Origin of the sequence: Celeribacter sp. PS-C1 (genome assembly GCF_019429625.1) — a bacterium.
Classification (GTDB): Bacteria; Pseudomonadota; Alphaproteobacteria; order Rhodobacterales; family Rhodobacteraceae; genus Celeribacter.
This window is the reverse complement of the sequence record NZ_JAHXRW010000010.1, coordinates 125467-137705: the sequence shown is the minus strand read 5'-3', so window position 1 is coordinate 137705 and position 12239 is coordinate 125467. Positions and strand designations below refer to the sequence as shown.

Sequence of the window (12239 nt, the reverse complement as noted above, 5' to 3'; positions counted from 1 at the left end):
CGTCGGCATACCATTTGATATCGACGCGACCGAAGTCGAAACAGGTCTTCTTCACCTGCGTGTAGGGCTCCATCCAGTCAAGAACCTTGCCCTGTTCCGCCCAGAAAGACACAGGGTCGTCGACGGAGCGCTGATACATGGTCTCGTAGGTTTCAGCATTGATATGTGCACGTTCGGCAAAAGACTCCGAAGGTGCGGTCATTTTGGTCATGTCTTCCGACATAATCGCCTCCCAACTCAAAATGCGGCTCACTCGAAGAATAAGCCTTCTCCTCAGAATCAGGTTTACAGAGTCTGAAGTAAAAACGCGCGTGTCTTGCGAGACTTGAATATGTTCTTTGTGAAGATGTTCACGAAAATTTACTAATCCTTGTAAATATTGTTAACAAATCGAAGACGCATATTCTAACTCTTTTGGGGCTGGTGAGGACCTTTGCTCATTGAGGCGCTCGCAGTGCTTTTAGCGAACGCCGCATATTCCGAGACTTTGGCGTGATGAAGATGTTGACCAAACATCGGAACGCAGCGGCGGTGGCTGAGGGAGCGCTCCGGCCGCGCTCCGCGCTTCACTCTGTTCCAGCCTCTTTTCGAAGCCGCAGTGGACCAGCTTGATACTCGCCCGGAGGGGGGCGGACATATGATGCTTGGGGAGAGTTTAGGAGGCGAGGCGCAGTTCGTCTCCGCTCTGTGTTGTTTTGAGTTGTGCGCTGTCCCGTTCGAGGGATGTGGCCTGCGCTTTCAAAGCTTGCAGTGCTGCCGTGGTTTCTTCGAACATCGCCGCATTGTGCTGCGTCACTTGATCGAGTTGACTGACGGCTGTTGTGATTTCTGACAAGCCAACAGATTGTTCGGACGCGGAGGTGGCGATTGTCTGCACCAGGCCATCCAAGTTTGTAACGAGAGATTCAATTTCCGCCAGTGCGCTTCCAGATGCGTTGACGAGTTGAACGCCTTCTTGGACCTGGCGCCCTGAGGTTTCGATGAGTTTGGCAATCTCATTGGCGGCTTCCGAACTGCGCTGAGCCAGCGCGCGAACTTCGGAGGCGACAACGGCAAAGCCGCGCCCCGACTCTCCGGCCCGAGCCGCTTCGACACCCGCGTTCAGAGCCAGAAGGTTGGTCTGGAACGCGATGTCGTCGATCACAGTCGTGATTTTGGAGATTTGGGTCGAGCTCTCAGCGATGTCATTCATGGCCTCGACGGTGCGCTGCACCACATTGCGTCCATCAACGGAGCGATCTTTCGTTTGTCCGACGGTTGCTGCAGCATGTCTCGCGCTTTTGGCGGAACTTTCGACAGAGGCAGCCAGCTGTGCGATGGCGGCGGCGAATTCTTCGAGCGATGCTGCTTGGGTTTCCGTCCGGCGACTGAGATCCAAGGAAGCGCTGTTGAGGTTATCGGTTTCATTGATGATAGTCACCGCGCCCTCCGCAATCGCAGCGGCCAGATGCGCGACCTTTTCGACCGCATTGTTGAAGTCGTTGCGCAGCTTTTCATAGGAAGTCGGGAAGGCCTCTTCGATGCGCACGGTCAAGTCGCCGCGCGACATCGCGCCGAGCCCTGTGGCCAAAGACTCCACAACACGTTGCTGCTCTTTGAGGTTTTGCTCGCGCTCTTTTTCGACCAATGCACGCTCTCTTTCTTTTTCCAAGCGAGCGGCCTCTTGGTCCTGTCGGCGTTGCTCTTCAGCTTGTTCTTCTCGTTTTTGAGCAAGATGTTCGCGTTCGAGATTTGCTTCACGCTCCTGTGCCAGTTCGGCGTCTTTGAGTGTCTGTTGGTGCGCCAGTTCTTCGCGCTCGACGAGCGCGTTCCTGAAGACCTCGAGCACACGAGCCATTTCGCCAATTTCGCTTTTGCTTTTGGTCATCGGCACAGGTGTTGTCGTGTCGCCGTCGGACATCTCGGACATTCGAAACTTGATCGCATTCAAGGGTTTGGTGACGCTGCGTACCAGTAAGGTGGAGACCCCGAGTAGTAAGGCCAACGTGACCAATTCAACGCCATGGCCGACCTTTTTCATCATCGCCATTTGGGCTTGTATGTCGGATAGGTAAGAGCCTGTGCCGATGATCCAACCCCAAGGCTGGAATTCCGCGACATAGCTGATTTTTTCTTCATCGCCTTTGCCATTTGGTTTGTCGAAGAAATAGGTGATGGTGCCACGGCCTTGCTCTTTCACGAGCGAGGTCATGGCGACAAAAATGTTGGTGCCGCGGGTGTCCGCATAGCTCGACATGTCCTGACCAATCCACTCCGGCTTGGTCGGATGAGCAATCATGCGATTGCTTTTTTCGAAAGCAAAGAAATAGCCATCCTCGTCGTAATTGAGGGTCATAATGCGGTCTCGCGCGATGGCATAGGCTTCTTCGCGGGACAGTTTTCCGGCCTGAACTTCTTGCTCAAGCATCTCTAGGTTCGAGGCGACAGTGTCGATGACGTCGCTAAGATGCTGTTCTCGCATGCGAAAGGAAGTGTCATAGGAAATGCTCATGATGATTTGTGTGAGCGACAGGATCATGATCATCGACACGAGCACGATGGCGTAAATTCGTACGGAGAGCTTTGCGAGGAGTGCTCGAAGCATTTCGGCCCCATTTCTGCGGAAAGTGAACATCAGTTCCGCAGAGAATGGCCGCCTGCTTCTTAATATTCGGTGCATCTACTCCTGTTTTGGGAAAGCTGATTGTGGGGCGAATATGTTGGGTCTAAGTCGCAAGAATTTGAAATTATTTACATTTAATCGCTACGGCGGGGCTTTCGGAAACATTGAGCGAAAAATCTATAATTTGAATGACTTCGCACACAATCATCCGCCGTGTTTAAGGACTCGCGAGAAACTCAGCCGACGTGGACCATGTCGCGCGGCATCTCGGAAAAAATCTCCGCCCCGTCTTCGCGCAGAATGACAATTTCTTCCAACCGGATGCCGAATTTGCCATCGAGATAGATGCCCGGCTCGATCGAGAACACATTCCCTTCCTTGAGCACCACGTCCGAGTTTGCGGCGATATAAGGGGGCTCGTGAATGTCCACGCCGAGGCCATGGCCGGTACGGTGCAAAAAGCGATCCCCGTAGCCGGCCGCGGTGATCACGTCGCGGGCCGCTTTGTCGATGTCACAGGCACGCACGCCGGGTTTCGCAGCGGCAAGTGCGGCTTGGACAGCTTGTTCGACCACGGAAAATACTTCCGCGTAGCCGTCTTCGGGCTGGCCGAAGTAGCCGCAGCGCGTCATGTCCGACGGGTAGCCATCCAATCGACAGCCCGTGTCGATCAACACCGCCATATCGCGTTTGAGCGGCGCGGCACCCGGTGTGTGATGCGGGAAGGCGCCGGATTCACCAAAGCAGACGGAGCAAAACTCCAGCGCGGCGCCCATGGCGGCATATTCCGATTTGATCAACTCGACGATCTCGGCCTCTGTCACGCCCTCTTCGAGCGCGGCGAAGGCGGCTTTGACGGCTTTGTCATTGGCCAAGTGCGCGGCTTTGAGGGCACGGTATTCGCTGTCGTCTTTGGCGGCGCGTAGCAAGCCCACGGTGTCTTCGGTGAAACGGCGGCGCGGGCTGTCCAGCGCATCCAAAAGGCGCAGGGCAAAATCCGTGCGCATGGTTTCGTCCAGCACGACGGAGAGGTTTGGGGCCGTGACGCCGCAAGCCTCCAAAAGCGCCCTCAGCGCGGCTTCGGGGCCTTGATCGTCAGACCAGGGATGAAAGGGCAGATCGGTGTCCTTACGGGCCGCGGCGGCGTTCAGGGCGGGCATGAGGAAGCCCGCATAGTCTTGAGCGACCAAAAGCATGACCGGGCGTTCGTCCCCATGAGGATGCACTCCGGAGAGCCAAGCCATATGGCTGGACGGTCCGAGCGCAACAAGATCGGTGCCGGTCTCAGCCATGCGGGTGCGCAGGGCGGCAAGACGGGCGTTGGTCACGGGGAATGAAGACATGCGTTGGCTCCGAAGGGATCAGTTTGGGGAGTGGAGTGAAACGGGCCGCCGGAGCGGCCCGCGTCAAATCTGGATCAGTCTTTTTCGACCAATCGGTAGTAGACGAAATCCGAGGTCGCGCCGTTCACATAGCCCGACACGTCGGCGTCCATCGCCACCTGATACGTCGCTTGGAACATGATCACGATCGGAGACTCTGCCTGAACCTCCTGTTGCAACTCGCGATACATCTCGAGGCGGGTGTCCGCATCGCTCTCGGACAGCGCGGCCATGGTCTTTTCGTTCATTTCCGTCGGAACGGCCCAGGCGTTGCGCCATGTCGTCGTCGCGGCGTAGTTGTCATCGGAATTATCCGAGTTATAGGCAAAGGCCTTGGCGTTAGAGTGCGGGTCCATGAAATCCGGGCCCCAGTACAAAAGCATCGCCTCATGGCTGCGCTCGCGGTACTTGGTGATCACCTGGCTGCCCGTCCCTGGCAAGATTTCGAAGTTGATGCCCGCATCGGCAAAGCTTGCCTGCAGGGACTGCGCCATATCGGTGAAAGGCGCGGCGTTGATCACGTCGAGTGTGACGGTGATCGGGGTTTCAATCCCAGCCTCTTCGAGGATTTGTTTGGCCTTTTCTGGATCATAGGAGAACGGCGTTTCATCGTAGGAGCCCGGGAAGCCCTTTGGCCAAAACGCCTGATGCACTTCCATCTGGCCTTTGATGATGCTGTCCGTCATGCCTTTGTAGTCCACGAGATAGCGCGCGGCTTCCCAGACAGAGGGATCGGTCAAGCTGTCGGTTTTCTGGTTGAAGGACAGGAAATGCACGGCGGCCTGCGGGTAGGTTTCGACCTTGAGGCCTTCGCTGTCGAGAGAGGCGACTTGATCCGGGGTCAGGTTGCGGGCAAGATCCACGTCCCCTTGTTCCAAAAGCAGCTGTTGCGTGGCGCTTTCGGCGACGTGGCGGATGATTACGCTGTCGATGGCGGGTGCGCCGTTGAAATAGGTTGGGTTGGATTGCATCCGCACCATTTGACCGGCGGTGTAGCGTTGCAAGGTGAAGGGGCCGGATCCTGCGGCATTAGCATTCAGCCACGCGTTGCCCATGTCGCCGTCCACTTCGTTCTCTTGCACCAGTGCGCTGTCGACAATGGACGCCGGACGGGCGGCCAGCACGTTCAGCACAAAGGCCGGAGAGAAGTCGCCGTCATATTTGACGGTGACGGTGTTGCCCTCGCCGGTGACCATGTCACCAATGTTGTCCGCCGTCCAACCGAGCTGGGTCAGAATGAACGCGGGCGTCAGGTTCAGTTTCACCACGCGGGAGAAGGAATAGATCACGTCGGCGGCGGTCACCGGGTTGCCGGAGGCAAAGGTCGCACCGTCCCGGAGTGTGAAGGTGATGGTCTTGGCCTCTGCGTCCGCCGTCCACTCAGCGGCCAGCCCCGGCGCGAGCGTGGTGGTGTCGACGGCATCGTATTGCACGAGTCGGTCGTAGAGGTTCGACACCAGCTCGCCAGAGGTGAACTCATAGGCCTGCGCCGGGTCGATCGCGACAATGTCGTCGATGTTTTGAGCCACAACCAGCACATCGGCCGGGGTCTCTGCCATGGCTGCCGGCATGGCCAGCGGCAGCATCAGGGCGCTGGCCAGCAGGGTTCGTTTGAGGTGTTTCACGGAGGGTCTCCTTGTTGGAAAGAAAAAGGGGGGATGGCGCGATTTACGCGTCCTGTTTTTTGGAAATTTCCGGCAGGTCGATCATGCCAGAGCGGTTCAGCACCGTCAGGGTGCCGGTCCAGATGATGCGCGCTGTGTCGCTCGTCGGATTGCTCCAGGCGTGGGTGGTGTCGCCCTTGTAGTGAAGGGAGTCGCCGGCTTTCATACGAAAGGTCTGCTCGCCCAGCTGTTGCTCGATCTCGCCCTCGAGGACATAGATGATCTCTTCGCCTTCGTGGCTGACGATCTCGGAGGCATAGCCCGGCGGGATATGGAGCATGTAGCTCGACATCTCTGAGCCAGGGAAGTTGGCGCTCAGGGCCTCGTAGCGCAGCGACGAATTGTCGAGCGCAAAGAGTGCGCGTTCGCCGGAGCGGGTCAGCCCGTCCGAGGGTTTGAAGGCGGAGATGAAGTAATCCAGCCCGACGTCAAGCGCGTCTGCGATCTGCGCCAAGGTGCCCAGTGAGGGCGTGGCGTTGTCGCGTTCAACCTGGCTCAGGTAGCCGACGGACACGCCTGAGGCGTCGCAGAGGGCCTGCAATGTCAGCTTCAGCTGTTTGCGACGCTTGCGAATCGCAGGGCCGAGTTTGGTCTCCTGGATGGTTTTGTCCCGTTGCATGTTGGCTCTTCTCTGTCGGTTCCCGGCTTTGCCGCGTTGTTCTTTGCTGGCGTGACGCCTCTGAACGGTCGCGGCACACAGCTACGCTACAAAAAAAATTTTTGTCAGGCAAAATTTTTTTTGCACATTTTTAGAAATCCTTTATGCCTGAAATCCATATCTCCGCGCCGCAGATCAAGCGGTGCAGACAGTTCATGACGTCAAACGCCTTGTTTTTCAGGGGTTTGGCCCGCACAGAAAAGGGTCTCTTCCGTGAGTACAACCCTATCGTCCCACGCCTTGCGCCGCTCCGCCGGTGCCCTAGGTGGCTTCGCGGTCGTCACGCTCCTGACCTTCTTGGGATTGATGGCGATCACCTTTTTCATCGGCCGGGTCGTGCCGATCGACCCTGTTTTGTCGGTGGTCGGAGACCGGGCCACGCAAGAGCAATATGACGCCGCGCGCGTCGCGATGGGGTTGGATCGACCCCTCGTGGTGCAGTTCTTTTCCTATGTCGGTGACGTCTTTCGCGGCGACCTTGGGCTTTCGGTGTCGACCAATCGCCCGGTGGCTGAAGATCTGGCGCGGGTGTTTCCGGCGACGCTTGAGATGGCGACCATCGGCATCCTCATCGGCGTTGGCATGGGTGTGCCGCTGGGCGTCTGGGCTGCCGCACGTCAGGGCACTTGGGTGGATCAGCTAATCCGCGTTTTTGCACTGCTGGGTTATTCGGTTCCGGCCTTCTGGCTCGGGCTTGTCGGGCTCGTGATCTTCTACGCTGGCCTTGGTTGGGTCGCGGGGCCGGGCCGGGTCGACATCTTTTACGAAGGTTTGGTGCCGTCGCGAACCGGGCTTATGTTGGTCGATTCCGCACTGGCGGGGGATTGGGAGGTGTTCTGGAATGCCTTGGATCACCTGATCCTGCCGGCCACCATCCTCGGGTTCTTTTCGCTGGCCTATATCGCCCGTATGACCCGCAGTTTCATGCTCGACCAGCTTGGGCAGGAATATATCACCACGGCGCGTGTCAAGGGCGTGTCCGAATGGCGGGTGATCTGGGCGCACGGGTTTCGTCCGATCCGCGTGCCGCTGATCACAGTGATCGGCCTGTCTTACGCCGCTTTGCTGGAGGGCTCGGTGATGATCGAGACCGTCTTCAGCTGGCCGGGGATCGGCAACTATCTGACCGTCGCTTTGCTGAACGCCGATATGAATGCCGTACTTGGTGCGACGCTGGTGATCGGCGCCGTGTTTATTCTCATCAACAAGCTGTCGGATGTACTCTATCGCATTCTCGACCCGCGCAGCCGATAAGGGGGCATGAAATCATGACCATGACAGATTGGCTTCTGGCAGATTCGCCGTCCTCGCGCCTTCAGGCCTCTTTGGGCAACGGTTACCGCATGTTGCGGATGCTGATGCGAAATCCGCTGACCGTGATTGGCGCTTTGATCCTTCTGGCCTTGATCCTTGCCGCGATGTTTGCGCCTTGGATCGCGCCGCATAGCCCCTTGGGGCAGAACCTCGGTCAGCGTCTTTTGCCCCCCTCAGCCGAGCATTGGATGGGCACCGATGAGTTGGGCCGCGATATTTTCAGCCGAGTGATTTACGGCGCGCGCATCACGCTTTTGATCGTGGCGCTGGTCGCCGTGATCTCGGCGCCGCTCGGGTTGCTGATTGGGGCGATCTCGGGCTACTTCGGCGGTTGGGTCGACAAGGTGATGATGGGGATCACCGATGTGTTCCTGTCTATGCCAAAGCTGATCCTTGCGCTGGCCTTTGTGGCCGCCCTTGGGCCGGGCATCGAGAATGCGATCATCGCCATCGCGATCACCTCATGGCCGGCCTATGCGCGGATCGCGCGGGCGGAGACCCTGACCTTTCGCAATTCCGAATTCATTTCCGCCATGCGTCTCTTGGGCGCGTCGCATACGCGGATCATTGTCGGCCATGTCTTGCCGCTCTGCACCTCGTCGATGATCGTGCGGGTGACACTGGATATGGCGGGCATCATCTTGACGGCGGCGGGGCTTGGCTTTTTGGGATTGGGTGCGCAGCCGCCCTTGCCGGAATGGGGCGCGATGATTTCGCGCGGGCGGGCTTTCATCCTCGATCAATGGTGGGTCGCGACGATGCCGGGCTTTGCAATCATCATCGTCTCGCTGGGTTTCTGTCTTTTGGGGGATGGACTGCGCGATGTTCTGGACCCGAAGCAAGGAGGCAAATCATGACCTCAGAGAAGACACAAGCGCCGCTTTTGGATCTGCAAAACTTGCGTGTTAGCTTTCCGACGCCGAAGGGCCGCGTCGATGTGGTGAAAGGCTTGTCCTTCACGCTCGGGCGCGAACGGCTTGGGATTGTTGGCGAAAGCGGCTCGGGAAAATCCATGACCGGGCGGGCCATCTTGCGGCTGATCCGGCGGCCCGGCGTGCAACAGGCGGATCGGATTCTGTTCGACGGCATCGACCTGCAATCGCTGTCGGAGCGCAAAATGCGCGACCTGCGCGGCGCACGGATTTCGATGATCATGCAGGATCCCAAGTTTTCGCTCAATCCGGTGATGACCATCGGTGATCAGATTGCCGAAGCGCTCAAGACGCATGAGCGCCTCGCCCGGAGCGCGGTTAAAAGCCGTGTTCTTGAGATGCTGCATGCAGTGAGGATCAATGATCCCGAGCGCGTTGTGACACTTTACCCGCATGAGGTCTCTGGCGGCATGGGGCAACGCATCATGATCGCCATGATGCTGATCCCGCGCCCCGATCTGTTGATCGCGGATGAGCCAACCTCCGCCTTGGACGTGTCCGTTCAGGCGCAGGTGCTCGATCTCATCGACGAACTGGTGCGCGAAAAAGGCATGGGACTAATCCTCATCTCTCATGATCTCAATCTGGTGGCCCGCTATTGCGACCGCATTTTGGTGATGCATGCGGGGCAGGTGGTGGAAAGCTGCGCGGCAGCTGATCTTCACAAGGCGACGCATCCTTACACGCGCGGGCTGTTGGCCGCCGTGCCGCGGATGGAAGAAACACGAGACGAACTTCCGGTCCTAGATCGCAGCACATGGAGCGGCACATGATAGCCATTTCTTTGAAAAATCTCGATGTGTCCTACGGAACGACGAAGGTCGTCGAGGGCGCCAATTTCGACGTCGCTGAGGGCGAGAGTTTTGCGCTCGTGGGGGAAAGCGGCTCAGGCAAGTCGACCATTCTCAAGGCCATCGCTGGGCTGGCGCCGGACTGGACCGGAGAAATTTCGGTTCTGGGGGAGCGTCGGGGGCATGGTGTCGATCATGCCTTCGCCACACGGTGTCAGATGGTGTTTCAGGATCCTTATGGCTCCCTGCACCCGCGCAAATCTGTCGATCAGGTGCTCAGCGAGCCGCTGAAAATCCACGGCTTGGGCAACCGTGATCAGCGCGTCGAAGAGATGTTGGCCGCAGTCGGCCTCGACCGGCGGTTCCGTTACCGCTATCCGCATCAGCTTTCGGGTGGACAAAGGCAGCGGGTCGCGATTGCGCGCGCCTTGATGCTTGAGCCCAAGGTGATGCTGTTGGACGAGCCGACCTCTGCGCTTGATGTGTCGGTACAGGCGGAGATTCTCAACCTGTTGAAGAAACTACGTCGCGAACAGGGGCTGACCTATTTGATGGTGACCCACAACCTGCCTGTGGTGAGCTTTATGTGCGACCGTATGGCGGTGATGAACAAAGGCCGGATCGTCGAGATCGCCCCCGCAAGCGCGCTTCACGACGGCAGTTTCTCCGATCCTTACACGCAATCCCTTTACGCCGCTTCGGGCGGCAATCCAGACCGCAAGGACTAAGACATGACGGATACAACATCGGCGCGCCATGCATTTGAAAAGGCATTCTCTGAGGCCGAGACCACAGAGCAGGCCTATGACGCGCTTTGTGCGCTCACCAAATCCACGGTGGGCGCCAAACTGTTCACGGTGATGACCGCAGATATGGACGCCATGCTGGCGCGCCGTGTCTACACCGACGACGCGGAGAACTATCCAACCACCAACACCAAACCCATTGAGATGAATCGCTGGTTCAATCAGGTGCATGGCCGCCACGAGACCTTTGTGTCGAACACTTTGGCCGATATCGACACGGTTTTCCCGGATGCGGAGCTGATCGGCAAACTCGGTTGCGGCTCGGTGATCAACCTGCCGGTGATCTTGGGAGGCAAGATGGTGGCGACGGTCAATATTTTGCACGAAGAAGGCTACTACACGCCTGAGCGCGTGGATATGGCCCATGAGATCTTGCGCCTGCCTGCGATGGCGGTTTTGGCCTACGCGGCGTGATCTTTTCGCCCTAGCATTTCAGGGGCAGCGATCTCGCGCCGTTGCCCCGTCAGGCCATATGTATCGGCCTCTATCTCATCAGATTTCGCATTTCGTCTCCCCAATGAGGATGGACCCTTCCAATGGGAAGGCTACATTCGTGACAGCATCCCATCGGCTGCTGAGTGAGGAGACTATTTTATGCTTAAAAACAAAACCATCATTGTGACGGGCGTGTCGTCTGGTATCGGCCAGGAAACCGCGAAACAAATTAAGGCGGCGGGTGGCAAAGTGATCGGTGTCGACCGCAATGCGCCTTCACTTGAATTGGATGCGTTTCATCAGGTTGATCTGACGGATGAAGCAGCGCTTGACCGGCTCATTGAGGCTCTTAAGCCGTTGAAGGCGGATGGTCTTGCGAATATCGCAGGCGTGCCGCCGACGGCGCCGAAAGATGTGGTTCTGACGGTCAATCTCGTGGCGCTTAAAAAGCTAACGCTGGGTGTTGTGGACAGCCTCTCCGACGGCGCGTCCATCGTGAACCTTGCCTCTCTTGCAGGGCTAGGCTGGGAAGGCGAAGTGGCCAAGATCAAAGCCGCAGAGGGGCTGACCCACGCGGGTGTCGCGGCCTTTTGCGACAGTCACGATATTACGGCAGAGAACAGCTATTTCTTCACCAAACAGGCGCTCGTGGCCTGGACCCATGAGAATCGTTGGACATGGCGTGAGCGCGGTATTCGGATGAACGCCGTAAGCCCCGGCCCGGTCGACACGCCGATTCTCGCAGATTTCATCGAAACTCTTGGCGAACGTGCCGAAGAGGACATGCGCATCATGGACCGGCCTGGCACTCCGACCGACATCGCGCCAGTTGTCACCTTCTTGCTCTCCGATGGTTCCCTCTGGCTGCGTGGCGTCAACATCCCGACCGACGGTGGCATGCGCGCGCATATCAAGGCGACGTCGAACGGATTGCAGTAACGTGAGTTAACCCCAGAGAAACGTCCCAAAGCCGGTTCATAAGGCTTTGGGGCAAAACCTAACGCGTGCCTGTTTTGTGACAGCGCAGGATGACAAAACGACAAAGCCTCTGACCGGGATGTCAAAGTTTCCGTCGTGTTTCGTAAGGGAATTTGGTGGAGCCTAGCGGGATCGAACCGCTGACCTCCTGCATGCCATGCAGGCGCTCTCCCAGCTGAGCTAAGGCCCCAAATGACCGGTTTGTCGTCGGTCAGGCGATGGTGCGGGTGGGCGTTTCCCGTCCGCCCGCGCTTCCTATTTTGTCTCGCCAGACGTTGCAAGCGAAAAAATGACAGGCAGATGAAATTTCCCATCTGCCCTGTCGATTGATCCTTAGATCAGTCGTCGTCGTCCGATGCGACGTCGGCAATCTCGTCTAGGGAGACGTTATCGTCATCCTCGTCATCATCCAGCAGATCGTCATCGAGATCGATGTCTGCGTCGTCATCAACGAGCAGATCGTCGTCATTCTCGAGATCTTCAGCCGGCTTGGTGCTTTCTTTCTCGGCGATGGCAACGCGGGACTTGTTGTTCACGTCAAACGTTACGATCTCACCGGTGTAGGGAGACACGATCGGATCGCGGTTCAAATCATAGAACCGTTTGCCGGTGGTGGGGCAGACGCGTTTTACGCCCCATTCCTCTTTGGGCATGATGAATCCCTTTCGTTAAATCTG

General features: G+C 57.8%; 12 protein-coding genes and 1 tRNA gene. 6 read left to right on the top strand and 7 right to left on the bottom strand.

Features of this window, described 5'->3' with window-relative positions; genetic code table 11:
- The 5 genes from J5Y17_RS14930 to J5Y17_RS14910 all read right to left on the bottom strand — a co-directional run.
- Positions 1-223 (bottom strand): acetyl-coenzyme A synthetase N-terminal domain-containing protein (locus J5Y17_RS14930; protein ID WP_304518556.1); only part of this gene is annotated, 223 nt, incomplete at its 3' end.
- Between the two features lie 432 nt (positions 224-655).
- Complete coding sequence (locus tag J5Y17_RS14925; protein WP_255572111.1) at positions 656-2584, bottom strand: methyl-accepting chemotaxis protein; 1929 nt, start codon at positions 2582-2584, stop codon at positions 656-658.
- A gap of 254 nt (positions 2585-2838) precedes the next feature.
- Entirely contained in the window at positions 2839-3945 is a 1107-nt protein-coding gene (locus J5Y17_RS14920; RefSeq protein WP_219786102.1) for a Xaa-Pro peptidase family protein, read from the bottom strand.
- 74 nt (positions 3946-4019) lie between these two features.
- A complete protein-coding gene (locus J5Y17_RS14915) occupies positions 4020-5609 on the bottom strand; it encodes an ABC transporter substrate-binding protein (RefSeq protein ID WP_219786100.1) in 1590 nt (529 codons plus the stop codon).
- A 43-nt stretch (positions 5610-5652) separates the two neighbouring features.
- A complete protein-coding gene (locus tag J5Y17_RS14910; RefSeq protein WP_219786098.1) occupies positions 5653-6267 on the bottom strand; it encodes a helix-turn-helix domain-containing protein in 615 nt (204 codons plus the stop codon).
- A 345-nt stretch (positions 6268-6612) separates the two neighbouring features.
- On the opposite strand from J5Y17_RS14910, the gene J5Y17_RS14905 reads away from it, so the two are divergent.
- The 6 genes from J5Y17_RS14905 to J5Y17_RS14880 all read left to right on the top strand — a co-directional run bounded on the left by J5Y17_RS14905 (position 6613) and on the right by J5Y17_RS14880 (position 11523).
- A complete protein-coding gene (locus J5Y17_RS14905) occupies positions 6613-7560 on the top strand; it encodes an ABC transporter permease (RefSeq protein WP_370628967.1) in 948 nt (315 codons plus the stop codon).
- 14 nt (positions 7561-7574) lie between these two features.
- Complete coding sequence (gene nikC / locus J5Y17_RS14900) at positions 7575-8477, top strand: nickel transporter permease (protein WP_219786094.1); 903 nt, start codon at positions 7575-7577, stop codon at positions 8475-8477.
- Entirely contained in the window at positions 8474-9325 is an 852-nt protein-coding gene (locus tag J5Y17_RS14895; protein WP_219786093.1) for an ABC transporter ATP-binding protein, read from the top strand. Before nikC ends, J5Y17_RS14895 begins: the two co-directional genes overlap by 4 nt.
- Positions 9322-10071 carry an ABC transporter ATP-binding protein gene (locus J5Y17_RS14890; protein ID WP_219786092.1) on the top strand — a complete coding sequence of 250 codons (750 nt, stop codon included), beginning with the start codon at positions 9322-9324 and terminating at the stop codon, positions 10069-10071. Before J5Y17_RS14895 ends, J5Y17_RS14890 begins: the two co-directional genes overlap by 4 nt.
- A 3-nt stretch (positions 10072-10074) precedes the next feature.
- On the top strand, positions 10075-10563 hold the full coding sequence (locus tag J5Y17_RS14885; RefSeq protein ID WP_219786090.1) for a GAF domain-containing protein: 489 nt from the start codon (positions 10075-10077) through the stop codon (positions 10561-10563).
- A 180-nt stretch (positions 10564-10743) separates the two neighbouring features.
- Positions 10744-11523, top strand: a complete 780-nt coding sequence (locus J5Y17_RS14880) for a coniferyl-alcohol dehydrogenase (protein ID WP_219786088.1) — start codon at positions 10744-10746, stop codon at positions 11521-11523.
- 153 nt (positions 11524-11676) lie between these two features.
- Here J5Y17_RS14880 and J5Y17_RS14875 read toward each other — a convergent pair.
- Together J5Y17_RS14875 and J5Y17_RS14870 are read right to left on the bottom strand one after the other, a co-directional pair.
- Positions 11677-11752: transfer RNA gene (locus tag J5Y17_RS14875), tRNA-Ala, on the bottom strand.
- Between the two features lie 148 nt (positions 11753-11900).
- Positions 11901-12215, bottom strand: a complete 315-nt coding sequence (locus tag J5Y17_RS14870; protein ID WP_219786087.1) for a TIGR02300 family protein — start codon at positions 12213-12215, stop codon at positions 11901-11903.
- Between the last annotated feature and the right edge of the window lie 24 nt (positions 12216-12239).